General features: G+C 60.1%; 25 protein-coding genes. 11 read left to right on the top strand and 14 right to left on the bottom strand.

Translation table 11 applies throughout. From position 1 onward, the window contains the following. Position 1: 1 nt before the first annotated feature. Positions 2–1,441 (bottom strand): aldehyde dehydrogenase family protein, encoded by a 1,440-nt coding sequence (locus tag ACR0NO_RS14395; RefSeq protein ID WP_480724440.1) that lies wholly within the window; start codon positions 1,439–1,441, stop codon positions 2–4. A 203-nt stretch (positions 1,442–1,644) separates the two neighbouring features. Here ACR0NO_RS14395 and ACR0NO_RS14390 point away from each other — a divergent pair, with 203 nt between their 5' ends. Further along, positions 1,645–2,295, top strand: a complete 651-nt coding sequence (locus tag ACR0NO_RS14390) for a peroxiredoxin (RefSeq protein WP_170459651.1) — start codon at positions 1,645–1,647, stop codon at positions 2,293–2,295. A gap of 69 nt (positions 2,296–2,364) precedes the next feature. Here the strand turns inward: ACR0NO_RS14390 and ACR0NO_RS14385 are convergent, their stop codons facing one another. Further along, positions 2,365–3,096 (bottom strand): glycosyltransferase family 25 protein, encoded by a 732-nt coding sequence (locus ACR0NO_RS14385; RefSeq protein WP_480724439.1) that lies wholly within the window; start codon positions 3,094–3,096, stop codon positions 2,365–2,367. Between the two features lie 200 nt (positions 3,097–3,296). Between ACR0NO_RS14385 and ACR0NO_RS14380 the strand changes: the two genes are divergently transcribed. Then, positions 3,297–3,932 carry a DUF1326 domain-containing protein gene (locus tag ACR0NO_RS14380; protein WP_480724438.1) on the top strand — a complete coding sequence of 212 codons (636 nt, stop codon included), beginning with the start codon at positions 3,297–3,299 and terminating at the stop codon, positions 3,930–3,932. A 3-nt stretch (positions 3,933–3,935) separates the two neighbouring features. Here ACR0NO_RS14380 and ACR0NO_RS14375 read toward each other — a convergent pair whose 3' ends face one another. Together ACR0NO_RS14375 and pnp are read right to left on the bottom strand one after the other, a co-directional pair. Then, the gene (locus tag ACR0NO_RS14375) at positions 3,936–4,325 is read right to left on the bottom strand and encodes a nuclear transport factor 2 family protein (protein ID WP_480724437.1); all 390 of its coding nucleotides are present in this window, start codon (positions 4,323–4,325) and stop codon (positions 3,936–3,938) included. An 87-nt stretch (positions 4,326–4,412) separates the two neighbouring features. Continuing rightward, positions 4,413–6,560: a polyribonucleotide nucleotidyltransferase gene (pnp, locus tag ACR0NO_RS14370; RefSeq protein WP_480724436.1), complete on the bottom strand. Its 2,148-nt coding sequence runs from the start codon at positions 6,558–6,560 to the stop codon at positions 4,413–4,415. A 426-nt stretch (positions 6,561–6,986) separates the two neighbouring features. Between pnp and ACR0NO_RS14365 the strand changes: the two genes are divergently transcribed. Further along, a complete protein-coding gene (locus ACR0NO_RS14365) occupies positions 6,987–8,588 on the top strand; it encodes a BCCT family transporter (RefSeq protein WP_480724435.1) in 1,602 nt (533 codons plus the stop codon). A gap of 107 nt (positions 8,589–8,695) precedes the next feature. Here ACR0NO_RS14365 and rpsO read toward each other — a convergent pair whose 3' ends face one another. The 6 genes from rpsO to rbfA form a co-directional block, all read right to left on the bottom strand. After that, positions 8,696–8,965, bottom strand: coding sequence for a 30S ribosomal protein S15 (gene rpsO, locus ACR0NO_RS14360; RefSeq protein ID WP_170379357.1), 270 nt, complete (start codon positions 8,963–8,965; stop codon positions 8,696–8,698). A gap of 143 nt (positions 8,966–9,108) precedes the next feature. Next, positions 9,109–10,116, bottom strand: coding sequence for a calcium-binding protein (locus ACR0NO_RS14355; RefSeq protein WP_480724434.1), 1,008 nt, complete (start codon positions 10,114–10,116; stop codon positions 9,109–9,111). A 97-nt stretch (positions 10,117–10,213) separates the two neighbouring features. Further along, on the bottom strand, positions 10,214–10,717 hold the full coding sequence (locus tag ACR0NO_RS14350) for a DUF1643 domain-containing protein (protein WP_480724433.1): 504 nt from the start codon (positions 10,715–10,717) through the stop codon (positions 10,214–10,216). A gap of 21 nt (positions 10,718–10,738) precedes the next feature. Further along, the gene (gene truB / locus ACR0NO_RS14345; protein ID WP_480724432.1) at positions 10,739–11,644 is read right to left on the bottom strand and encodes a tRNA pseudouridine(55) synthase TruB; all 906 of its coding nucleotides are present in this window, start codon (positions 11,642–11,644) and stop codon (positions 10,739–10,741) included. Positions 11,645–11,704: 60 nt separating this feature from the next. Continuing rightward, positions 11,705–12,439 (bottom strand): phosphodiester glycosidase family protein, encoded by a 735-nt coding sequence (locus ACR0NO_RS14340; RefSeq protein WP_480724431.1) that lies wholly within the window; start codon positions 12,437–12,439, stop codon positions 11,705–11,707. Then, on the bottom strand, positions 12,436–12,831 hold the full coding sequence (gene rbfA / locus ACR0NO_RS14335; RefSeq protein WP_170379347.1) for a 30S ribosome-binding factor RbfA: 396 nt from the start codon (positions 12,829–12,831) through the stop codon (positions 12,436–12,438). Before rbfA ends, ACR0NO_RS14340 begins: the two co-directional genes overlap by 4 nt. A gap of 91 nt (positions 12,832–12,922) precedes the next feature. On the opposite strand from rbfA, the gene dapB reads away from it, so the two are divergent. Next, positions 12,923–13,732, top strand: a complete 810-nt coding sequence (gene dapB, locus ACR0NO_RS14330; protein WP_480724430.1) for a 4-hydroxy-tetrahydrodipicolinate reductase — start codon at positions 12,923–12,925, stop codon at positions 13,730–13,732. A 94-nt stretch (positions 13,733–13,826) separates the two neighbouring features. Next, positions 13,827–14,936 carry an NADase-type glycan-binding domain-containing protein gene (locus tag ACR0NO_RS14325; protein ID WP_480724429.1) on the top strand — a complete coding sequence of 370 codons (1,110 nt, stop codon included), beginning with the start codon at positions 13,827–13,829 and terminating at the stop codon, positions 14,934–14,936. Positions 14,937–14,939: 3 nt separating this feature from the next. Here the strand turns inward: ACR0NO_RS14325 and ACR0NO_RS14320 are convergent, their stop codons facing one another. The 3 genes from ACR0NO_RS14320 to tmpA are packed head-to-tail and all read right to left on the bottom strand — an operon-like array spanning position 14,940 to position 17,328. Next, positions 14,940–15,608, bottom strand: coding sequence for an ureidoglycolate lyase (locus ACR0NO_RS14320; RefSeq protein ID WP_480724428.1), 669 nt, complete (start codon positions 15,606–15,608; stop codon positions 14,940–14,942). Beyond that, positions 15,605–16,195 (bottom strand): (R)-1-hydroxy-2-trimethylaminoethylphosphonate oxygenase, encoded by a 591-nt coding sequence (tmpB, locus tag ACR0NO_RS14315; RefSeq protein WP_480724427.1) that lies wholly within the window; start codon positions 16,193–16,195, stop codon positions 15,605–15,607. Before tmpB ends, ACR0NO_RS14320 begins: the two co-directional genes overlap by 4 nt. Next, entirely contained in the window at positions 16,192–17,328 is a 1,137-nt protein-coding gene (tmpA, locus tag ACR0NO_RS14310; protein WP_480724426.1) for a 2-trimethylaminoethylphosphonate dioxygenase, read from the bottom strand. The genes tmpB and tmpA overlap by 4 nt, the downstream gene beginning before the upstream one ends. A gap of 99 nt (positions 17,329–17,427) precedes the next feature. Between tmpA and ACR0NO_RS14305 the strand changes: the two genes are divergently transcribed. After that, the gene (locus ACR0NO_RS14305; protein ID WP_480724425.1) at positions 17,428–18,282 is read left to right on the top strand and encodes a LysR family transcriptional regulator; all 855 of its coding nucleotides are present in this window, start codon (positions 17,428–17,430) and stop codon (positions 18,280–18,282) included. A 4-nt stretch (positions 18,283–18,286) separates the two neighbouring features. Here ACR0NO_RS14305 and ACR0NO_RS14300 read toward each other — a convergent pair whose 3' ends face one another. Continuing rightward, positions 18,287–18,469 (bottom strand): DUF1674 domain-containing protein, encoded by a 183-nt coding sequence (locus tag ACR0NO_RS14300; protein ID WP_170643653.1) that lies wholly within the window; start codon positions 18,467–18,469, stop codon positions 18,287–18,289. Between the two features lie 90 nt (positions 18,470–18,559). Here ACR0NO_RS14300 and ACR0NO_RS14295 point away from each other — a divergent pair, with 90 nt between their 5' ends. The 5 genes from ACR0NO_RS14295 (at position 18,560) to ACR0NO_RS14275 (ending at position 24,294) form a co-directional block, all read left to right on the top strand. After that, positions 18,560–19,816, top strand: coding sequence for an RsmB/NOP family class I SAM-dependent RNA methyltransferase (locus tag ACR0NO_RS14295; RefSeq protein WP_480724424.1), 1,257 nt, complete (start codon positions 18,560–18,562; stop codon positions 19,814–19,816). Positions 19,817–19,906: 90 nt separating this feature from the next. Continuing rightward, positions 19,907–21,646 carry a heparinase II/III family protein gene (locus ACR0NO_RS14290; RefSeq protein ID WP_480724423.1) on the top strand — a complete coding sequence of 580 codons (1,740 nt, stop codon included), beginning with the start codon at positions 19,907–19,909 and terminating at the stop codon, positions 21,644–21,646. Between the two features lie 22 nt (positions 21,647–21,668). After that, the gene (gene purH, locus ACR0NO_RS14285; RefSeq protein WP_480724422.1) at positions 21,669–23,258 is read left to right on the top strand and encodes a bifunctional phosphoribosylaminoimidazolecarboxamide formyltransferase/IMP cyclohydrolase; all 1,590 of its coding nucleotides are present in this window, start codon (positions 21,669–21,671) and stop codon (positions 23,256–23,258) included. Then, entirely contained in the window at positions 23,258–23,728 is a 471-nt protein-coding gene (gene lspA, locus ACR0NO_RS14280; RefSeq protein ID WP_480724421.1) for a signal peptidase II, read from the top strand. Before purH ends, lspA begins: the two co-directional genes overlap by 1 nt. Before the next feature lie 50 nt (positions 23,729–23,778). Continuing rightward, entirely contained in the window at positions 23,779–24,294 is a 516-nt protein-coding gene (locus ACR0NO_RS14275) for a DUF3035 domain-containing protein (protein ID WP_480724420.1), read from the top strand. The last annotated feature ends 68 nt before the right edge of the window (positions 24,295–24,362 follow it).

The following is a 24,362-nucleotide window of genomic DNA, read 5'->3' as shown; positions in this document are numbered from 1 at the left end:
GCTATTCTGCTGCCCAGCCGCCGACGGCTTTGATCTCAAGGAAATCCTCAAGGCCGAAGACGCCGCCTTCGCGGCCGTTGCCGGATTGCTTCATCCCGCCGAACGGAGATCCCGCGCTGCGCGACTGACCGTTCATCTCAACCATCCCGGACCGCAATACCCGCGCCATACGGTTGGCGCGCGTGCCGTCCTGTGTCTGGACATAGTTGGTCAGGCCATAGGGCGTGTCATTGGCGATCTCGACGGCTTCTTCCTCGGTGTCGAAGGGGATCATGGTCAGGACTGGGCCGAAGATCTCCTGCCGCGCAATGGTCATCTGGTTGTTGGCATCGGCAAACACAGTCGGGCGCACATAGTAGCCCTTGTTCAGCCCCTCGGGCCGTCCTGTACCACCTGCGACCAGCCGCGCGCCTTCATCGATACCAGCTTGGATCAGATCCTGAATCTTGGTCCACTGAAGCTCATTCACAACGGGGCCGATATGTCGGCCTTCCTCCGTCGCAGGACCGACCGTGACAGCGTTGGCCACTTCGGCTGCGGTCTCCACGGCCTTGTCATAAATCGGGCGCTGCACCAGCATCCGGCTGGGGGCGTTACAGCTTTGGCCGGTGTTGTTCATCATGTGCAGTACGCCGCGTTTCACGGCCTTTTCATCCGCATCCTCAAAGATTACGTTGGCGCCTTTGCCGCCCAGCTCCAGATGCACCTTCTTCAGTGTATCGGCAGCGCTTTTTGAGATCGCGGTACCCGCGCGGGTCGAGCCGGTGAAGCTGATCATGTCCACATCCGGATGCGCAGAGAGTTGCGAACCGACACCCACGCCATCGCCGTTCACCAGATTGAATACTCCGGGTGGGAAACCTGCCTCGTCCATCAGCTCGGCAAAGATCATTGCGTTCAGGGGGCTCTGCTCCGACGGTTTCAGAACCATCGTACAGCCAGCAATCGCCGCCGCGCCGACCTTTAGGGTGATCTGGTTCATCGGCCAGTTCCACGGGGTGATCAGACCGGCGACGCCCACGGCTTCATAAATGATGCGATCATTGGGGGCGTGATCGCCCAAGGGACGCTCGAATTCAAACGCCTTGGCGGCGCGGATGAAGTTCTTGAGGTGATAGATCCCGGCACCGGATTGAGCCGTGCGCGACATGTCGATCGGCGCGCCCATCTCAAGCGACATGGCCTGCGCCAGGTCCTCGGACCGGGTCATGTAGAGATCGGCCAGCTTTTCAACCTGGGCGATACGCTCTTGGACCGGCGTGGCCATCCAGCCGGGCAAGGCCGCCTTGGCCGCGGCAACGGCTGCGTCAGTGTCGGCCTGAGAGCCGAGGGAGATCACCGCGCAGGCTTCCTCGGTCGAGGGGTTGATAACCTCGAAATCATTCGCCTCAAATGGGGCAACCCATTGACCGTTAATGTAGAAATCGCGTTTTTCGATCATGGCGTATCCTCCGGGCCGTGATGTCGAAGACTGGTTTTGTCGCGTAGTCTGTCATTCGCTCTGAGGCGCGGCAAGGGGGTAATTTGATCAAATTTGTTTGGCGATGTCCCGGAAAAAGACTTTTGCGGAAGGTTTAACTCTGGCGCAAAGTGGTTAGGTTCACAGCATTCGACTCGGTCAGTAACCAAAGAAGGAGTTGCACCATGGGTTTGCGTATCAACGACACGGTCCCGAATTTCACCGCAGAGACGGATCAGGGCACCATTCAGTTTCACGATTGGATTGGTGACAGCTGGGCGATCCTGTTCTCGCATCCCAAGGACTTCACCCCGGTCTGCACCACCGAGTTTTCGGCTGTGGCCCAGTTGAATGACGAATGGGCGGCGCGCAATACCAAGGTGATCGGTGTTTCGGTCGACGGGGTCGAGGACCACAAGAAGTGGAAGAAAGACATCGAAGCCTATGGCAAGGCCAACCCCGGTTTCCCGATCATTGCAGATGACGGGTTGGCGGTGTCCAAGGCCTTTGACATGCTTCCCGCCGAGGCCTACCTGCCCGATGGCCGAACGCCTGCAGATAGCGCCACCGTGCGTTCGGTTTTCATCATCGGACCCGACAAGCAGTTGAAGCTGTCAATGACTTATCCGATGACCGTGGGCCGGAACTTTGCCGAGATCCTGCGGGCGTTGGACGGGCTTCAGATGTCGTCCAAGGGTGTTGCGACACCTGCGAACTGGGTGCCGGGTGAGGATGTGATCATCCCGCCGACCGTTTCGAACGAAGACGCCAAAGCAAAGTTTGGTGAGTTCGAGACGATCTTCCCGTATCTTCGCAAGACCAAGGCTCCGTCCTGATTTAGGTCGGGTCAGGGGGGCTGTCTGCCCCCCATTGCGCCTGAGGCGCAATTCCCCCCGAGGATATTTTCAGCCAGATGAAGCAGGCGGGCGCTGCGGGTGCAGGTGGAGCTGTGCCCGATAGGCCGCGCGTTTGACTTCGCGGGTCAGTTTGTCTGAGAAGGGTGGTTTCGTCTGGATGGTCGAGCCGCCGATATCGCGGGCCACTTCGCGGTTGCCGCTGCCCAGAAGGGCATGGATTGGCTGACCGGTGACCCAATGCATTTGCAGGAATGTATCCACGGGGCGGTCGATTTGATCGGTCGCCTTTAGGAGCCGTTTGGCGGCGTTGCAGCCGACCATCTGACAGACGCATTGCAGGCCGATCACTTTGGGCAGGATCAGGCTAAGGCCATCTTGATCGGCCAGTGTGTGGGCCGCGACTTCGCGTTGTTTGACGGGGATGCGGATATAGTGATCCGGGGTGGCGACGGCGTGCAGCATTTTGATTGCTTGGGCCATTTTGTCAGGATCGACGCTCAGGTCATCCTCGGTGATGATGGCCAGGTCGATCTCTTCATCCACCAGTTTCTGCCAGAGACGTCTGTGGCTTTGGAATACGCCGATTTCCGCGGGTCGCAGTTCGAACGGGTAGTGCGGTTTGTGCAAAGTACCGGGATGCAGGCGCACATCTGCGATCTGGTCCGGGTCGCGCCCATTGGTAGCCTCGAAGAGTTCGGCATTCGGCAGGTCCTTGCACAGCTGGTCTGCGTTGGCGCGGCGAGCCGTGCTGGAGGACATATGGATGATGAAAGATCGCATTATGCGTGCATAGAACACGGGCGCGTGTGGGGAAAGAGCAACGCGAGAGAAATGGGCCTTCATTTTCTGCAAGCCGAACCAGTGCGAGCGGTGTCGGCGACCGGTTCTTGAAAGGGCAGAAATATGCTAGGGTGCGATAGGCAGACGAACCAGGCATCCGCACAATCGGGCGATCACACTGTGAAATACAGGAGAAGACGATGGCTTTTACAGATTGGTATGTTGAAGGTGATGCTTTTGGGAACTGTAATTGCGGTTACGCGTGCCCTTGCCAGTTCGAGGAAGTTCCAACACAGGGCAATTGCCGTGGGTTCGAAGTGATTGAAGTCTCGAAAGGCCATTTTGGAGATACCGACTTAGCGGGTGCCAAGGCCGCTTTGATCTATGCCTGGCCGGGTCCGATCTTTGAGGGCGGCGGCGAGATGCAGGTGATCATCGATCCAAGCGCCTCAGATGCTCAGAGGGCCGCACTAGAAAAGGTCTTCCACGGGGAAGAGACCGAAGAGATGGCGACCCATTGGTTCGTCTTCCGTGCGATGTGCAAAACCGTGCATGAGACTCTGTTTCTGCCGATAGATTTCGAGATGGATATGGAGGAGCGTACGGCCAAGGTGTCTATCGGTGATGTGCTGAATTCGACTGGCCGTCCTATTGAAGCGCCGCATGGTGGTGGCCCACATCGCGTGCGGATCGACATTCCCGGCGGGATTGAATTCACTTTGGCCGAGATCGGCAGTGCCTCGACCAAGGCCGACGCGGCGATCAAGCTGGACCTGAACGACAGTTACGGGCAGTGGCATCTTATGAAGCACGGGCCGTCGGGGGTGGCGCACTAAGGATCAGGCTTCTCCAAAATCCACAAGAACCGGTGCGGTGTCGTAGATGATCCGCACCGATTGGAATCGGGTTTGATCCTCGGTCAGTTCAAACAGGTCTACGCATTCAATCGTTTCAGGGTGCCCGTTTCGGATGGTGCGGGTGTAGTTGAAATGCACCGCCATCTGCGGCGCGCCGGATGTGTCGGCAAAGGTGTTCTTGTGAAGTGTGGACCGGTCGCTCGTGATCTTCATCACGTTGGTATAGAAGTCCCGCGCCGGTTGCTTGCCCGATATCGGAGAGGTTGCCGTCGCGTCCTCGGCAAACAGGTTCAGCATCGCGGGCAGGTCGCCGCTTTCGATGGCTTGTAGGTAAAGCCGCGCCAGTTCATCCATCTGGTCCTTGTTAGACATCGCCAACCCTCCTGCTGGGCGGCACTGTAGCACAAAAAAGGCCCCGGTGGTTTCACCGGGGCCTTCATCATTTGAAAGTAGCACAGACTACTCTGCGTCTTCTTTCTTTTCTTTCTTCTCAGGAACGATCTCTTCGCCGGTTTCCTGATCGACAATTTTCATCGACAGGCGGACCTTGCCGCGATCGTCGAAGCCCAGCAGCTTAACCTTTACTTCCTGACCTTCCTTCAGAACATCCGACGGATGGTTCAGGCGGCGGTTTTCGATCTGGGACACGTGGACCAGACCGTCGCGCTTGCCAAAGAAGTTCACGAAGGCACCGAAGTCGACGATCTTGACCACTTTACCGGTGTAGATCTGACCTTCTTCCGGCTCGGCCACGATCGAATAGATCATGTCATAGGCCTTCTGGATCGATTCACCATCCGGCGAGGCGATCTTGATGACGCCGTCGTCGTTGATGTCGACCTTGGCGCCCGAAACCTCAACGATTTCGCGGATGACCTTACCGCCCGAGCCGATCACTTCGCGGATCTTGTCGGTCGGGATGTTCATGGTCTCGATACGCGGAGCGTGGACCGAGAATTCGTTGGTCTCGGACAGGGCTTTGCCCATCTCACCCAGAATGTGCATCCGGCCCTCTTTGGCCTGTGCCAGAGCGGTTTCCATGATCTGCGGCGTGATGCCCGCGACCTTGATGTCCATCTGCAGCGAGGTGATGCCGTTTTCGGTCCCTGCCACTTTGAAGTCCATGTCACCCAGGTGGTCTTCGTCACCCAGAATGTCGGTCAGAACAGCGTAGTCACCGTCATCTTCCAGGATTAGTCCCATGGCCACACCGGCAACCGGTGCTTTCAGCGGGACACCCGCATCCATCATCGACAGCGAACCGCCGCAGACAGAAGCCATCGAGGACGAGCCGTTGGATTCGGTGATCTCGGACACCACGCGAACGGTGTAGGGGAAGTCAGTCGGCGCAGGCAGAACCGCCTGCAGCGCACGCCATGCCAGTTTGCCGTGACCGATCTCACGACGGCCGGGCGAACCCACGCGACCCACTTCACCAACCGAATACGGAGGGAAGTTGTAGTGCAGCAGGAAGTTCGATTTGAAGTTGCCATGCAATGCGTCGATGAACTGCTCATCGTCACCAGTGCCCAGCGTGGTCACGGCCAGTGCCTGAGTTTCACCACGGGTGAACAGTGCGGAACCGTGCGTGCGCGGCAGCAGCGATGTTTCGGCTTCGATGGCGCGCACGTCGGTGGTCGAACGACCGTCGATGCGCTTGCCGCCTTTGACAACGTCACCGCGCAGGATGCCAGCTTCCAGCTTTTTCATTGCCGAGCCGAGGTTCGCGTCTTCCAGCTGTTCCTCGGTCAGCGCTTCTTTGATCGCTTCACGGGCCGCGGCAACAGCGGCGGTGCGCTCTTGCTTGTCGGTGATTGCGAATGCGGCGCGCATCTGCTCTTCACCTGCTGCGGAAACAGCAGCGTAAAGCTCAGAGTAATCGGGGGCGACGAACTCAAACGGCTCTTTTGCGGTTTCTTCGGCCAGATCGATGATCAGGTCCAGAACCGGCTGGATTTGCTCGTGCGCGAAGTTCACGGCACCCAGCATTTCAGCCTCGGACAGTTCGTAAGCTTCCGATTCCACCATCATCACGGCGTTTTTGGTACCGGCAACAACCAGATCCAGACGCTGCTCAGGGTTCAGGCGCAGGTCCTGCATGTCGTCCACGGTCGGGTTCAGGACATATTCGCCATCCACGAAACCAACGCGGGCACCGGCGATCGGGCCCATGAACGGCGCGCCGGAAATGGTCAGGGCAGCAGACGCCGCGATCATTGCAACGATATCGGGATCGTTGACCAGATCGTGGCTCAGCACGGTGCACATCACCAGAACTTCGTTTTTGAAGCCGTCAACGAACAGCGGGCGGATCGGACGGTCGATCAGACGCGCGGTCAGCGTCTCTTTCTCGGTCGGGCGCGCCTCGCGCTTGAAGAAGCCACCCGGAACTTTACCGGCGGCATAGTATTTCTCTTGGTAGTGGACGGTCAGCGGGAAAAAATCCTGACCGGGCTTTTGCTGCTTGGCAAAGGTCACGTTGGCCATGACGCTGGTTTCGCCCAGCGTGGCGATCACGGTGCCGTCTGCCTGACGGGCAACCTTGCCGGTTTCCAGTGTGAGCGTCTCTTCGCCCCACTGCATAGATTTCTTAGTTACATCAAACATATGCGTATCCTAGAACGGAGCACTCCCGCCCCTGCGGGTCTCCGGTTTGCATGGCGGCCCCATTGCCGCCGACCCCACTTTATCTTCCATTCGAGTGCCGGGGTCAGGGCACAACGTCTCAGATACCCGCGCGCATACATGAGAATGCGTTGAAAGGAAAGGGGAACCGCTGCGATTGGCAGAAACGTGCAGACTCGAATTTGAGCACTCTGCGCAGCGTCATTTTTGAGGCTGCGAAACGTCAGTTCCCAAGGGGCGTAAGTTTCAAAAAAATGAATGAGTTTTGAAAAAACTGTATGCAGTGTAGACTGTTAACACTGAACCCACGGTCGAAGAGACGGGAATACGCCAAGGGGGTAACATACTCATATCCGTCAGCCGGCCGACTACCTTGGCGTTTGCAGCTTGCGAGCAAAGGGGCAAAGTATGGCTCAAACCAAGAAAATGCTGGATCCGGATCCGCGGATCTACGATTTCGAAACCGAGTATGAATTGGGTCAGGACAACGTCCGGCCATTCGGTTTGGATATCCACAACCCGGTCTTCCTGATCTCGAGTATTTTGATCTTTGCGTTCGTCTTGATCGCATTGGCCAACCAAGAGGCCGCGGCCGCCTTTTTTGGCTGGCTCAGACCATGGCTCACCAGCACGTTTGACTGGTTCCTCGTCCTGTCAGTTAACGCCATCACCCTGTTCTGTCTGGTTCTGATCGTTCTGCCTGTTGGCAAAGTCAGGATCGGCGGCAAGGACGCCAAGCCTGACTATTCCTATGCCGGATGGATCGCGATGATGTTCGCCGCCGGTATTGGTATCGGTCTGCTGTTTTTCGGCGTGATGGAGCCGGTTTACTACAACTTTGCCGAAGGTGGGAACGCCCGGCCCCTGGGTATCGACATCGCAGTGCCCGGCAATGAGTATATTGGTATTGTCGGCACGATCCACCATTGGGGCCTTGAAGGCTGGGCGGTATATGCCGCCGTTGGTCTAAGCCTTGCGATCTTTGCCTATAACCTTGACCTGCCTCTGACTTTGCGCTCGGCCTTCTATCCGCTTCTGGGTGAGCGTGTCTGGGGCTGGTGGGGTCACCTGATCGACACTCTGGCGGTGTTTGCCACGCTGTTCGGTCTGACGACCTCTCTGGGTCTTGGGGCGCAGCAAGTTGCTGCTGGGTTGTACGAGGTGTTCGGTATCGAACCTAGCCCAACCGTCACCGTCCTGCTGATCATCGGCATTACGCTGATCGCGCTTGGTTCAGTCCTGCTGGGCATGGATGCGGGCGTGAAACGGTTGAGTGAGATCAACATGATCATGGCCGTTGGTCTGTTCCTTTTCGTCATCATTGTCACCGGTGTGGGTACAGCCATTTCGCGGTATTTCAACGTGATGGTGGACTACGTGACCCATCTACCGGCACTCTCCAATCCGTTCGGGCGAGAAGACACCAGTTACTTCCACGGTTGGACGACCTTCTACTGGGCCTGGTGGATCGCATGGTCGCCCTTTGTGGGCATGTTCATCGCCCGCATTTCCAAGGGCCGCACAGTGCGTGAGTTCATCCTCTGCGCGCTACTGGCCCCCACGGCGGTTTGCGCCCTGTGGATGTCGACCTTCGGCGGCGCCGCTATCGACATGCTGAACGCAGGCGGAGCCGAAGGCGTGCGCGCCACCGTGATCGACAGCTATGCCCCCGAGGGCGCCCTGTTCGGCTTCCTAAAGGAACTGCCGCTCTACGGCATCATCGCGCCGATCGCCCTGATTTTGATCGTCGTGTTCTTTGTGACCTCGTCGGATTCAGGCTCGTTGGTGATTGATACGATTACCGCCGGAGGCAAGATGGATGCACCGGTGATCCAACGGGTGTTCTGGTGTACGCTCGAGGGTCTGGTGGCAATCGCCTTGCTCCTGGGCGGCGGTCTTGCGGCTCTACAAGGCGCAGCGGTGTCAACAGGCATCCCATTCACACTGGTGGTTCTGATGATGTGCTACTGCCTGTGGCTGGCGCTTAAATCGGAAAGAGCCAAGATGTAGCGGCGCAAGTTGCACGCGGGGCCTCCCAGCCCTGGCTACATGGCAAGGCCAAAAAAACGCCCGCTGTTTCGGCGGGCGTTTTGATATCAGCTTGATCAGCTCTGATCTTAGCGGCGGATGCCCAGCTTTTTGATCAGGTCCTGATAGCGTGCTTCTTCCTTACCCTTCAGGTAGTCCAGCAGCTTACGGCGCTGGGCGACCATTTTCAGCAGACCGCGACGACCGTGGTTGTCTTTCTTGTGGGTCTTGAAGTGCTCGGTCAGGGTGGTGATGCGCGAGGTCAGGATGGCAACCTGGACTTCAGGCGAACCGGTGTCGCCCTCTTTGGTGCCGAATTCTTTCATGACGCGTGCTTTTTCAGCGGCAGTAATCGACATCGGGGTCTCCTTCAAAGGTTAGAGTTAATGGCGCAGGCCGGGATGTCGTCCAGCACAGGCCCATGGAGAAAACCGCACCGATTCCGATGCGGATGAGCGCGTATAGGCGCTTTTGACGTGAATGGCAAAGGGATTCTGACGGCTCAGCCAGCAGGCAGGTATTCCGCCAACTCGGCCTCGGTCAGGAGATGGATGTCGTCCACTGTCAACCCGTCGGCCCCGAACAGATGCGCGACTTCGTGGCCATTGAGGCTGACACGGGTCAGGTTCTCATTCTCGGGGTCTTGTTCGATGTCGATCTCGGGTGGGTCCTGATCTTCCCAGGTGATCAGCAGTCGGTCCTCACCGGGTCGAAAACCCATCACGGTGACCTCGGAGTTCTCCGTGTCGGCGATGATGTCATCCGCGCCTGCGCCTCCGGTCGCGACGTCGCCGTCTTTGGCCAGTATCGTGTCCTCACCTGCGCCGCCGTTCAGATAGTCCGTCTCGCCGTTATCCTCATCGCCCAGCAGCAGGTCGTCGCCCTCGCCGCCGAACAACACATCCTCGCCCGCGCCGCCGGTCAGAGTGTCATCGCCATAGCCGCCATGTAGGGCATCATTGCCGTCTCCGCCGTTCAGATCATCGTCACCCTGACCGCCATACAGAGCGTCACTGCCTTTGCCGCCCTGCAAATGATCGTCGTCGAAATGACCGTAGAGCCTGTCATCGCCCTCATCCCCGAACAGGGTGTCATCGTCTGCCTCACCATGCAGAAGGTCATCGCCCTGGCCGCCGGACAGAGTGTCCTGACCTTCGGCTCCGTGCATCACGTCGTCGCCATCGCCTCCCATGATGTGGTCATCACCGCCATAGCCGTTGATCTGGTCCGTGCCGTCCTGCCCGGTTGTGACATCGGCGTTGTCGCTTCCGGCGATCACCAGATCGCCTTCATGTTCAGAAATCACCGTTCCGCCGGTGGTCGTGTCGTCGCTGTCCTGCGGAGGCTCGACGCTTTCGCCCACATCAAGGAACTCACCTTCGCTGATCTCGGTCTGGCTTTCGTCCTCCGCGCCCTCGTCCTGCTCATCTTCTTCTTCGATGAACACATCGCCAATGGCGTATGCCGCGCCGCCGACGGCGGCCAATCCGATCAACCCGGCCAGAAACATATCGAACCCTCCGAAAGAAATGAGACGCCTTGGCGGCACTGTCCCATCCGAACGGTTCGTCGGTCAAAGCATAGCTGGCCGAGTGGTTAACCCTTTGTCACCAGGGTTCGGGTTGCTGAGTATAGGCGATGTAAAGCGGATGTTTGGGGTGCCCGGCTTTGGACAGGCCCAGATGAAACAGAGGCTGCCCGGTGCCGCGCAGCAGCGCCTCAACCGCCGGGCCGCGGTCCAGATGCGCGCCGTGGGTGCCCCAGGCGGCAATGACCTGATCGGCCCATTGGGCGCCTTCCAGAATGGCCGCGTCGTTTGCCGGACCGACCGGATCAGTGGCGGCGCGCATCTTGCGCGGATCTGTGTCGCGCCAGGCAAAGATGTTGGTGACCTGAAACGCCCCGAACCCCAGCGCCCGCGCGCGGCGTTCGCAGCGCTCGACCGTCGGGTCGTTCTGCACCTCAGTCGCGGTTGACGGGTTCAGCATCACAAACAGCGCCTTACGCCCTGCCGGATCCCAAACACGGGTCAGGCTATAGCGGTATTTCTCGCAATCCGAGTAGACGGCGGTCGAGGGCGCATCGCCCTTGGTATGCGTTCGGGTAATCATGCCCTTCGCCTAACACGGAGTTCAGGTGACGAACACCCGGCTTGGGTGCAGCTCGCCGGATTTGTAGATGCCCACCGCCACGGCCTTGCCGTCGAGCGAGGCCCAGGCCTCATCGCCATATTCCACGTCCGAGGCCAGAACCATGCCCGGATTGCCGTTGCGCAGACGGGTGGCGCCTTCGGGGGTGCATTTCAGCTCGGGCAGGTCCGACAGGCCGGTTTCCAGCGGGTGCAGGTAGTCGTCCAGCGCGGTGGTCTTGGCCATCTCGTCGATCTGTTCGATGGACAACCCATCTTCGGCCTCAAAAGGGCCGGACCAGATGCGCCGGAGTTCCTTTACGTGGCCGTGGCATCCCAAAGCCTCACCCAGATCCCGCGCGATCGAGCGGACATATCCGCCTTTGCCACAGGTCATCTCCAGCACCACATGGTCTTCGTCAGGGCGGTCAACGAGGATCAGTTCTTCGACCCAGAGGGGGCGGGCGGACAGCTCTACCTCTTCGCCGTCGCGGGCCAGCCTATAGGCGCGTTGCCCGTCGATCTTCACGGCCGAGAACTTAGGCGGCACCTGCATGATATCCCCCAGAAACGGGGCGAGCGCCAGTTTGATATCCGCGTCCGAAGGGCGCGCATCGCTTTGCGCAATCACTTCGCCCTCAGCATCGTCCGTGTTGGTCGCCTGACCCAAACGCACGGTGAAAGTGTAGGCTTTCAGCGCATCGGTGATGTATGGAACGGTTTTGGTCGCCTCACCCAAAGCCACGGCCAGAACGCCGGTCGCCTCAGGGTCCAGAGTACCCGCATGGCCCGCTTTCTTGGCGTCCATCGCCCAACGCACCTTGTTGACCACTGTGGTCGAGGTCATGCCCGCAGGCTTGTCCACCACCAGCCAACCGGAAATGTCGCGGCCTTTGCGTTTGCGTCCCATCTTGCACCTTGCCTTTTGCTAAGGCGCGCGGGTTAGCGGATCGTTTTACCGCTGTCAAACTCACGGCGCGTCTTCGACGACGCCTACGATTGGCCCCAGTGAGAACCCGATATCCGACCGGTTGCTGGCGCGCTCATACATGCGCGAGATATTTCCATCGAGGAACAGCGCATTCGGCGTTTCCAGCACGTCTCGGAACAGCCTGCCGAATTCATGAAAGGTCACGTAATCCTCAGAGATCGCAAAGACCGTGCGCGTGCCATCGGCACTGGTGCCCACACCGTTGCGAATGTAGCGCGAGGTCGAATCAGGCAGGAACCGGGGGTGCAGTTCGCCGTCGATCACCAGCATCGGGCCAGATTGGGTTGCAAATCGGCACTGCGGGGCCTGATCGACGAAGGAGAGTGTCTCGAACACGTCGGCTCGGCTTTCACGAATGCAGAACACCCCGTTGGGCAGTAATCCGAAATTGCCGGGCCCGGCATTCGGGATCACGCGCATCTTCTCTTGCCCGTTTTCCACATAGTGGCCGACGGGCGAGCGGTCGTCGTGATACATGCCCGCATTCATCGCAAAGGCCAGCCGTTTGCCTTCGGGCGCGAGCGTGTCGTTCACCGATGAGAAATGCCCAAGCAGATCGCCTTCGTCATCGTTCAGAAACAGGCGTATGTCTTCCGAGGCATCGACCTCGCAGACCGTATACCGCTTGTCCTCATGGATCAGCTTCTCACAGGTGACCGCATGGGCCTGCGCGGCCCAGAGAACCGCGCCTATTGTTACGAATGCCCGGATCACTCGTCCAGATCGCGGCGCACCGCGTCCTGTTCGAACATACGGCGGGTGTCGTCCAGACGGTCAAACGTGTCATCCAGACGGAACCGCAAATCGGGTGAGAATTTCAGGTTCAGCTTTTTGCCGATCATGCGCCGTAGTTCGCCTTTGTTGCGAGCGAGCAGGTCGATCACATCCTCTTGGCCTTTGCCACCGAGCGGCAGCACATAGGCGGTGGCGATCTTAAGATCGGGCGAGGTGCGGACCTCACCCACGGTGATCGACATACGGTTCAGGTCGGGGTCGTGGACATCTCCGCGCGCCAGAACTTCGGACAGGGTGCGGCGGATCAGTTCGCCGACACGCAGTTGCCGTTGGGACGGGCCGGGGCCATCGTGGAATTTGTTCTTTGCCATACCGACGATCTAAGCCCTAACCGAGCCTTTGCCAAGCGGGCGCGAACCGGGTAGGAGGCTTTGAGCCGACTTAGCGAAAAGGACCAGCGCAATGACCCATATTCCGGGGATCGTCATCACAGGGGCTTCGGGCCGTATGGGGCAGATGCTGATCAAGACCGTGACTGACAGCGATCAGGCGCGTCTGGTTGGTGTGGTCGAACGCGCGGGCCACGATTGGATCGGTCAGGACGTGGGCACCGCGATGGGCGGGCAGGCGCTGGACGTGACTGTGACGGACGATCCGCTGGAGGCGTTCGCACAGGCGCAGGCCGTGATCGACTTCACCGCGCCCGAAGCGACGCTGGAGTTTGCTGCTTTGGCTGCGCAGGCGCGGTGTGTTCATGTGATCGGCACCACCGGCATGACCGAAGAACAGATCGCGGCGCTGGAACCGGCCGCACGTCATGCCGTGATTGTACGGGCGGGGAATATGAGCCTTGGCGTCAATCTGCTGGTGCAACTGACCAAAAAAGTCGCCGCTGCGCTGGATGAGGATTTCGACATCGAGGTGATCGAAGGCCATCACCACCACAAGGTCGATGCGCCCTCGGGCACAGCGCTGATGCTGGGTGAGGCTGCTGCTGAAGGGCGTGGCGTCAAGCTGTCGGATGTGGCCGACCGGGGCCGCGATGGCATCACCGGCGCCCGTAAACGCGGAGACATAGGCTTTCATGCCATTCGCGGCGGAGACATTGTGGGCGAACATGACGTCCTATTCGCCGCGCCAGGCGAACGGATCGTTTTGCGCCATCTGGCCACCGACCGCGCCATATTTGCCCGCGGCGCGCTGAAGGCGGCGCTTTGGGGGCAGGGCAAGGCACCGGGTCAGTATGACATGGTGGATGTGCTGGGGCTCTAAACCAACACAACCAATAGGATTTTTTGAACATGGGCTTTACCTGACGCCGGGACTCGATCCATGCTTGCCTCGTAAGGCAAGGGGGAAGAGTGCATTGGTCAAGTCTGTTGCAGGGGCGTTTCTGCTTTCGCTGGCCGCTGGCAGCGTTTTGGCCGAGGGCCAACAGGTGGTTTGCACGGTCGAGGGCTGCAAGGAAATCACGTTGCAAAAGCCTCGCTTCAGCGAATCCAGCGCGTTTTCGGTGCAACAAGTTTGGGGTGTGGTGGACAGTATCCTGGCCGTGTCTGGCCTGTTGCCGAATTTCGAGGTGCTTGAAACCACCGAGGTCGATAACGCAGCGGCTGTAATCTTCAAAGAACAACGGTACTTGGCATTCAACCCGGACTGGCTGTCGCAATACGAAGCGGACCCGAACGCCTATTGGCAGCTTTATGGTGTGATCGCCCATGAGGTCGGTCATCATCTTCAGGGACATACGATCATCGAAGGAGGGTCGCGCCCGCCCACCGAATTGGAGGCAGATGAATATGCCGGATTCGTTCTCGCTGCACTTGGGGCCAACCTGACACAGGCTCAGTCCCTGTGGGAGACTTTGCCTGCACAAGGTTCAGCGACCCATCCGCCCCGCCATCAGCGCCTTGCAGCGGTTGAGCGCGGATGGCTGCGACGCAATGGGCAGGCACCATCCACGGCGACACCAACGGCTGAGCCGCCTGCACCCGAAGTGCCACCGCCACCGGGTTGGCTTATGAACAGTTGCACCGGTATTTCTGTTGCCGGGCAGTGGGCGGATTTGTGTTTCAGTTCAGTTTTGAAGGCGCAAGGCAGCAACAACTACGGCCCTCGAAATGTGACGGACCAAGACAACCGCACCGCTTGGGTGGAAGGCGCGCCGGGGCATGGCTACGGTGAAGCATTCGTTCTGGCATTTGATTCACCCACGCGGATCAACCGCTGGGCAATTCGGAACGGCTATGCCAAATCGGAACGGACCTTCATCCGCAACAGTCGAGTGCGCGAGCTGAAGTTGAGCTTTTCGAATGGTTCGACGACATCTTTCACGATCGACGACACATCAGACTGGCAAGAGACCAGCGCTTTGGCCAACTATGGTGCCGTATCCTGGGTCGTGTTCGAGATCACCGATGTCTACCCCGGCACGCATTATCAGGACACGGCGATTACCGAGCTTGTCTTCGAGTGATCGTCAAAGATCCTTAACCTTGTCCGCGCGCAGCGGGCAGGCGAGATAGACGCCGAATTCCTTGCCGATATCCGCGCTGACGCGGGCGTGAACCGCGCCTTGCCGGTCGAGAAAGCGCTGGTTGTCTGCGACCGGGAAAATCCCCTCATGCCAAATGCCAGGATGGATATAGAGGCCGCGAGACCCATCGCACCAAAAGGCCACCACCCTTTCCGGTGTCAGATTATCGCCCGGCAGGGCGGCGGGCACGATGAAGGGCTTGTTGTCCAGCGGCCAGAACATCTGTCCGCCATCGGGGTGGTAGTTCATGTGCCACAAAAGGACTTGATCGCGCGGTGCGCTCTGCCGCTCGACCTGTGCCTGCTGAGGATCAGTTGACCAGCCCAGAACGTAGTGGCCGCCCACGGCCTCATTCCGGCCATAGAGGACATCGCCTTTCCACTGCCCATGGAACGTGCCTTCGACCCAGCCGCCTTCGTCTCCGGTGCCTTCGTCGATGGGCCGCCAGCCTTGCTGCGGCCAGCGGGTGATCTCGATCTCGAACCCTTCAGGGTCATCGACCAGACAGCCATAGCCTTTGACCGAAGCGTCCGTGGCGCGGATCAGAGGAACCTCGTGCCACGGCAGCGAGGGTTTGGTGCTGGCTTCAAAGATATATTCCGGGGCGTTCATGGCGTACCCATATGCTTGTCGACCATACGCTGCACCATCGGGGCGAAATGTGCAAAGTCAGGGGTTTCCATATCCGCGCGCTTTCCGGCCTCATCGAGATATCGCACCTGAATGATCTCTTTAAGGTTCGGGTTGGCCTCGAACGCGGTCACTTCCTCGGAACTCATCGGGCCGCCTTGCAGTTCCAGAGTGTGGACCGAGGCGGCGGACAACCGGTTGAAATACTCGGGCTTTGTGGCGCAAAGATACCGTTTGGCCGCCACATGGTAGCGGCAGCAATCGGTGATGACCGACGGAAAGAACTGCTCGAGCACTTCGGCGCCTGCGTCTTCGTGATGGCGGTCTTCGGTGTCATCCGGGTGATAGGTTCCGAATTCCGAAGTGAAGTGGCCGATGTCATGCAGCAGGGCACCCACGATGATCTCTTCGGGCATGCCGTTCTGTTCGGCGATGGTGGCCCCTTGCAGCATGTGTTCGGCCATGGTCACGGGTTCGCCCAGATATTCCTCGCCGCCGCGGCGGTCGAAGATATCGCCGATGAAGGCCACGATATTGTCGCGGTTCAGGGTCGTGAAATCGGGTTTCATTCCGCCGCCTCCGGCTGTGCCATGTCCATAGCGGCCAGAGTGGACAGCAACCCGTCCTTGTCGGCGTAGCAGCCTTGCAGCCACCGCGACCCTGCACCCGAATAGCCAAGTCGCGCGTGCAGCACGCGGGTGTTGTCGACGATGAAGCTCTCGCCCGGTTCAAGCTTGAACGACACGCCCATCGCAGGGTCGTCGATGATGTCCCCCAGCTGGCGGTAGGCGGCGTAATAGGCCTCCATCTTGTCGAAGGGCACATCCACAAAGGGCGCGGAGGAGCGATTGTTGAACCGGATGCCGATGATTTCGCCATCGGGTGACAGCTCGATCATCGGACGGCGTGAGCGCAGGCAAACCCCGTCCGAGCCTTTGTATTCGAATCGCGCCGGGAAGCCTGCCAACATCGCAAAGCCCTCGGGGTTCTGGTCGCGCAGCTTTTCCGCCGCCCGAAAACCGTCGACGACGATGGAATCACCACCCTCCGCCGAGTTTTCAAGACAGTAGAGGATTTGCAGCGTCGGCACCGGATCGCGATAGGGATTGTCGGTATGGGCCTGCAACCCCAGTCCGGTATAGGCGAGGTTGGTCGGGTTCACCTCGGTCCGAACCTCAAAATAAGGGCCGTAGTTGGTCTCACGCACATAGCCAAACAGGTCGGCCACCTTCAGCAGAGACTCGGGCTCGGTCGGACCGTCGGTCAGTTTGGCAAAACCGTATTCGGCCACAGCGGCCAGCCAGTTGCGTTTGGCGCCGGGGTCGGCGTGGACCGCGTTCCAGTCGCCGCTGGGGGCTGCGATGCCGCTTTCCCATGTGGTGATGCCGGGGGCGATGCGCCCGAACGGGGCGCTTTGATTGAGATCGTAAACATGATCGGCCAGCCATTCGGCGGGGAAGGTGACGGTTTTATCCTCTGGCTGGAAGGTGACGCTCAGATCGCCGTCGATCACTTCGGCCGTGCTGACTGAGGTGTTTTCGGGGATGTCGCCAATGGTGATCAGGCGCTGCCCGTTGCCTGGTGCGCGGGTGTCGGGGTCAAGCGCGTTGTCGCGCAACCAGATGGCATGAAATCGGGCCGAGGGTCCGTCGGTGAACTCAACAGTCACAACCGAAGGGTCAAAGGTGGCAGAGCGCAGCATGGGGTCTCTCCTGTTCAGCGCGGGCTTTGCTTGAGGGGATACGCGTCCCGTGACATAATAACAATTAATGCTTATTTCGTCTGAGGGTTGGTTTTTCTAATGGCTAAGGAAAAGATCGGTTTGCCGCCTCTGGACTGGCTGCGGGTGTTCGAGGCGGCTGGTCGACTGGGCGGTTTCTCGGCCGCTGCGCGTGAGTTCGGTTTGACACAGGCCGCGGTCAGCCAGCGGATTGGCAACCTTGAGGCATGGCTCGGGCGCACTCTTTTTGTGCGCGAGGCGCGGGGCGTGTCGCTGACCATCGAAGGCGAAAGCTATCTGCCGCTGGTGCAGGACAGCCTGCAGGCGTTGGAACGCAACACCGAAGACCTGTTCGGCAAGTCCCCCCGAGAGCTGCGGGTCGCGGGGCTTTCCTCACATATCCACGCACTGGTTCTGCCAGCCTTGCCTGCCTTTCTGAACATGCGGCCCAAGGTGCGGGTGATGACAGATTCGGTGACGCGCAGAACGTCGTTGGAGGAAGAGCGGACATGGCTTCAAATCCGCTACGGACGCGGAGTTTGGCCGGGGCGCAAGGCCAAGCTGATCGCGCCCGAGGTGCTGGCCCCGATGGCTGCGCCGGATGTGTCGTGGGGCGCGCCGGTGATTGATCTGCGGGGCGAGCGACCCAGCTGGCAGGATTGGGCGCAGGGTGTGGGGATCAAGGACCTGCCGCAGGGCCGGATCAGCTTTGATTCCGTCGGGCATGCGATGAAGGCGGCGCGGCAGGGATTGGGGGTTGTTCTGGGCTCGGTGCCCCTCGCTGCTGAAAGCTTGCAGTCGGGGCGTTTGCGCAGGCTCGACCTGCCAGAGCTGAAGACCAAGGATGGCTATTGGCTGACATGGCCCGAGGATCGTGCCAAATCGAAAAAGCAGCGCGCGTTGTTGGATGATTTCCTGCAAGCGCTGCGGGGATGAACCATCAGAAGTCGATGGCGATGCCCTTTTTCTCCCAATCGCCATAACGCGCCGGGTCCGGGCCATCACGTCCGCCAAGCTCTTTCGGCATGTCTTTTGCCTCAGCTTCGGCCTTGCGGCGACGCTCGGCGGCCTCGGCCAGCGCGCGCTGGGCTGCGGGCGGCAGATCTTTGGTATCGTCACTCATGACATCGGGTTCCTTTCCGGTCACGGTCTTGATATACGCCACCGTCCGCCAAAGGCAATGCGGACCACAAGCACATCAAAAGGCGGTTCCATGTCCGACAATGCAACAGCGGCGCGACGCAGCGCGATCTATCTGCTGGATCAGATTTTGGGCGAAGGGCGGCTTTTGTCCGAGTGTCTGGCCGCAGGCGCGCTGGACCGGTTAGCCCCGGAAGACCGGGCGCGGGCGCAACGCCTGACGCTGGAAACCCTGCGCGGGCTTGAGCGCGCGGACCGGCTGCTCGACAATCACCTCAACCGTACCCCCGCGCTGACCGTCCACAACGCGTTGCGTCTGGGCGCGGTCGAACTTTGTCACGGCGAGGCTGCGCATGGCGTGGTGAATTCCATGGTCGAGATTGTTGGCCGTTCGCGCAAGCATGGGCGTCTCAAGGGATTGGTGAATGCAGTGCTGCGCAAGGTGGCCGCCGAAGGGCCAGACGCTTGGCCCAAGATGCGCGTGCCGCGTCTGCCGGACTGGCTGCGTGATCCGCTGGTCATGGCGTGGGGGGCGGAGGCCGTTGCTGGTATGGAGCAGGCGCATTTCGCGGCTGCCCCACTGGATCTGACGGTCAAGCCGGGGGCGGATGCGCCGGGTCAGGCCCTGCCGACCGGGTCAATGCGCGTGCAAGATGCGGGGCAGGTTTCGGGTTTGCCGGGCTACAAATCGGGCGATTGGTGGGTGCAGGATGCGGCGGCGGCGATGCCGGTGCGCGTGCTGGCCCCGCAGGCCGGTGAGAGAATCCTCGACCTTTGCGCAGCACCGGGGGGCAAGACGCTGCAACTGGCAGCTGCTGGTGCCGAGGTGACGGCGCTGGATATCTCGGAGCAGCGGTTGGAGCGGGTGCGGGAAAACCTCATGCGCACCGGGTTGGAGGCAACTGTCATCGCGGGTGACGCACTGGACCATCAGGGCCAGTATGATGCGATCCTGCTGGATGCGCCCTGTTCTGCAACCGGTACGATCCGCCGCCACCCCGATCTGCCCTTTGCCAAGGATGGCTCGGAATTCGGCGGTTTGATCGAGTTGCAGACGCAGATGCTGGCCCATGCCTGGAGCCTGCTCAAGCCGGGCGGGCGGTTGGTCTATTGCACCTGCTCTTTGCTGCCTGACGAAGGCGAGGTCCAGGTCGAAGAGGCGCTGGACATGTACCCGGACATGTCCGTGGATCGCGACGCGCTGAACATTGACGGGGTTGAACCGGACTGGATCACCGAGGAAGGCGGCCTGCGTCTGCGCCCCGATTATTGGCCGGATCGCGGCGGGATGGATGGATTCTACATCGCCTGCCTGAACAAATCCGCCTGAGCGCATGCTTTTCGATGACTTGACGATCGGCGCGGTCTATCGTTGGGTCTCAAGCGCCAGCAGAGCGCAAGAGGCAGAGTAACGATCGTCATGTCAGATACGGACACCATGACCAGCCGGTGGATGCGGTTCCAGAACCGTCTCTATGCGCGCCTGAGCCAACGGCAAAAGGCGGTCACGGGGTTTGTCACGCAGCCTGAGCCGCGCACCGTTGGGTCTTTTGCCCGTGGTCGTCAGTTGGTGGCGGGCAATCTGCTGTTCTCCGGATATCTCGTCGAGGCGCAGGATACCGGCCTGTGGGAGGTCACAGCCCCCAGTCTGGGCTTTGACGATGAGAGGCACGGCTTTGCCTGGCTGGATGATCTGGCGGCTGTCGGCGATATGCGGGCGCGGGACAAGGCGCAGCGCTGGGTCTGGGGATGGATCGAGGCGCATGGGCGCGGGCAGGGGCCGGGATGGGTGCCCGATCTGACCGGACGGCGTGTCATGCGCTGGATCAACCACGCGTCGTTCTTGCTGCGCGGCGCTGACGAGGCGCAGACCAAGCTGTTTTTCCGGTCTCTCGCGCAACAAACATGGTTTCTGTCGAAACGTGCCCATGCCGCAACGCCGGGTTTGCCGAGGTTCGAGGCACTGGCCGGTCTGGTCCAGGCCGGACTGGCCCTTCAAGGGCTGGAGGGGATGGCCGATCCCGCCCTGCGTGCCTTGGCGCGCGAATGCGAACGGCAGGTCGACAAACAGGGCGGCATCCCGACGCGCAACCCCGAAGAACTGCTTGAGGTGTTTACGCTACTCGGCTGGACTTCCGCCGCCCTCAGCGATCTTGGGCGTGGCACACCGGTGGCGCAGGCCGCGGCGATCAAGCGGATTGCGCCCACCCTGCGCAGTTTGCGCCATGCGGATGGCGCTCTGGCCCGGTTCCATGGCGGCGGGCGCGGGGTTGAAGGCCGGTTGGAACAGGCGTTGGCCCAAAGCGGGGTCAAGCACAAGGCGGCAACGGAATTGCCCATGGGTTTTGCCCGGCTCTCTGCCGCCCGCACGACAGTGATTGTGGATGCCAGCCCTCCGCCCGCTGGCGCGGCCTCGTTGAACGCGCATGCCTCAACCACGGCGTTCGAGCTGACCTCGGGCCGGCGTCCGCTTATCGTGAATTGCGGCTCTGGCGCCAGTTTTGGACTGGATTGGCGCCGGGCGGGACGGGCCACGCCGTCTCATTCCACGCTCTGTCTGGATGGATATTCCAGCGCGCGTCTCTCCAAACCTGTGACGGGTAGCGAGCGGCAGGCGCTGGTGGATGCGCCGCAAGACGTCCCCGTGGATTTCGAGGACGCGTTCGAGGGCATCCGCTTCATGGTTGGCAACGATGGCTATACCAAGGTTTTCGGCCTGACCCACGCGCGCACGTTCGAGCTGCGCTTTGACGGGCGTGAGCTGACGGGCGAGGATATCCTGCTGACAACAAGCGACAAATCCAAGCGGCAGTTTGAGAAGGCGATGGATGCCTCGGGTCTTTCAGGTGTCGGGTTTGATATCAGGTTTCATCTGCACCCGGATGTGGATGCGGCCGTGGATTTGGGCGGTTCGGCGGTGTCGATGGCCCTCAAAAGTGGTGAGATCTGGGTTTTCCGCCATGATGGCGTGGGAAAATTGTCCGTCGAGCCAAGCGTTTACCTTGAAAAAGGGCGTTTAAAGCCGCGCGCGACAAAACAGATCGTTCTATCTGGCCGCGCAATGGAGTATGCGACGCGCATCCAGTGGACGTTGAGCAAGGCGCAGGATACAGCCTATGCCGTGCGCGACATGCACCGGGACGAACCCGAATTCGACTGACGCCAAAAGGACCTTTGGACCCATGACCGACTTTCACCCCGTGCGCCGCGCGTTGCTTTCCGTTTCCGACAAGACAGGTCTGATCGAACTGGGAAAGGCGCTGGCCGAGCGCGGGGTTGAGTTGCTGTCCACTGGTGGAACCGCCAAGGCGCTGCGCGATGCAGGGCTTGAGGTTCGGGACGTGAGCGAGATCACCGGCTTCCCCGAGATGATGGATGGTCGGGTCAAGACCTTGCACCCGATGGTGCATGGTGGCCTTCTAGCTCTGCGCGACAATGACAGCCATGTCGCCGCCATGGATGAACATGGCATCGGCGCGATCGACCTGCTGGTCGTGAACCTCTACCCGTTCGAGGCTGCCGTGGCCAAAGGGGCCGACTATGACACCTGCATCGAGAATATTGATATCGGCGGTCCTGCGATGATCCGCGCGGCGTCCAAGAACCACGCTTTTGTGAACGTGGTTGTGGATGTCGAAGACTATTCATCGCTGCTGGACCAGTTGGAAGAGAACTATGGCAAGACGTCATATGGGTTCCGCCAATGGCTGGCGCAAAAGGCCTATGCCCGCACAGCGGCCTATGACACAGCTGTTTCGAACTGGATGGCTGATGCCCTGCAGCTGGAGGCCCCCAAGCGCCGTGCCTTTGCCGGTGAGCTGAAACAGACCCTGCGTTATGGCGAGAACAGCCACCAGCAAGCGGCGTTCTATACCGACGGTACGGACCGTCCCGGTGTGGCGACCGCCCTGCAGCATCAGGGCAAGGAACTCAGCTACAATAACATCAACGACACCGACGCCGCGTTCGAACTGGTTGCCGAGTTCAACCCTGCCGACACTGCCGCCTGCGCGATCATCAAACATGCCAACCCCTGCGGTGTCGCCACCGGCGCAACCTTGCTGGACGCGTATAAAGCGGCGTTCGATTGCGATCGGACCTCGGCCTTTGGTGGGATTGTTGCGTTGAACCAGCCACTGGACGCGGAAACGGCGCATGAGATCACCGGTATCTTCACCGAGGTCGTCATTGCCCCCGGTGCCTCGGATGAGGCCAAGGAGATCTTTGCCGCCAAGAAGAACCTGCGCCTGTTGACGACTGAGGGTCTGCCGGACGTGACCGCCGGTGGGAAAACCGTGCGTCAGGTGGCCGGTGGCCTTCTGGTCCAAGACAAGGATAACGGGTTTGTCGGCATGGATGACCTGAGAGTGGTCACCAAGAAAGCTCCGACCGACGAACAGATGCGAGACCTTCTGTTTGCGTGGAAAGTCGCCAAGCACGTCAAATCCAACGCTATCGTCTACGTCAAGGACGGGGCGACCGTCGGGGTTGGCGCAGGCCAGATGAGCCGCGTCGACTCGGCGCTGATTGCGGCCAAGAAAGCCGAGCGTATGGCTGACGTGCTGGGACTGCCACAGCCGCTGACTATCAGCTCAGCCGTAGCCTCGGATGCGTTCTTCCCTTTCCCTGACGGTTTGATGGAGGCCGCAGAGGCCGGCGCCACTTGCGTGATTCAACCCGGTGGCTCAATGCGCGATGACGAAGTGATTGCGGCGGCGGATGAGGCCGGTTTGGCCATGGTCTTCACCGGCATGCGCCACTTCCGCCACTGATGCGCAGCCGTCTTCTGCTCTGGGCCGCACTCACGGCATTTCTGATCGACCAGATCAGCAAGTATCTGGTCGTTCACGTGATGCGCGTGGCTGAGGGTAATATCGACGTTCTGCCGCCGCTGCTTGTTTTCAAGTACGGCGAGAATCGCGGGATCAATTTTGGCCTGTTTCAAGGGAACTCGGACGCTGCGCGGTGGGTTCTGATTGGTATCTCGGTTGCCGTCTGCATCGCGGTTGCGATCTGGCTGTGGCGGTCGGCCCCAACCAAGGTGATGCTGTTGAGTGGCGGGCTGCTGATCGGCGGGGCGCTGGGGAATGTGGTTGATCGGGTGCTGTATGGCTATGTTCTGGATTTCCTAAACATGTCCTGTTGTGGCATCAACAATCCCTTCGTATTCAATCTGGCCGATGTGTTCATCTTTGCCGGTGCCATCGGACTTGTGTTGTTCGACAATAAAAAGGCCTCGTGACGCGCCGGAAGAGATGCGTTAAAAGCACCTGAAACAGGTTGGAGACTCTGATGCGGTTGTCGCGCGCCCTACTTGCCATGATCCTTGGTGCAGCCGTTGCAGGCTGCAACAACCCCGGCCTGCGCGATCTTGACCCTCCCGGGGAAGGCCCGGATGAGTTCTCCGTGCTGCCGGTCAAACCCCTGACCCAGCCGAAGGACTATGCGTTTCTGCCGGCCCCCACACCGGGCGGTGGCAACCTGACGGATCCGAACCCGAACGCAGACGCTGTGGTGGCCCTTGGGGGCAACGCGTCGGCGCTGAACCCGAATGCGGCGATCCCATCGTCGGATGCCGCGCTTGTAACAGCCTCAAGCCGATATGGCGTGCCGGCAAACGCGCGCGCCGTGGTCGAGGCTGACGACGAAGCCTTCCGCAAGCGCCGTGGTCGTTGGACCGGTCTGCGCCTGTTCCCGGTCGATCGCTACCAGCAGGTTTACGAACGTCAGTCGATCGATCCCTTTGTCGAGACCGATGCAGCCCGTCGCATTGGGATAGAGACTCCGTCTTCACCTCCGAATGAATAATTCTTTAACTTTCTGTCATCTCCCTTGATCCCGCCGGGCTCCACCGTAGTTTGAAGTCTAGAAACGAA

The organism is Ruegeria sp. CL3 (genome assembly GCF_056536505.1).
Note: the sequence above shows the minus strand (reverse complement) of the source record. Positions and strands in the feature narration are given on the sequence as shown.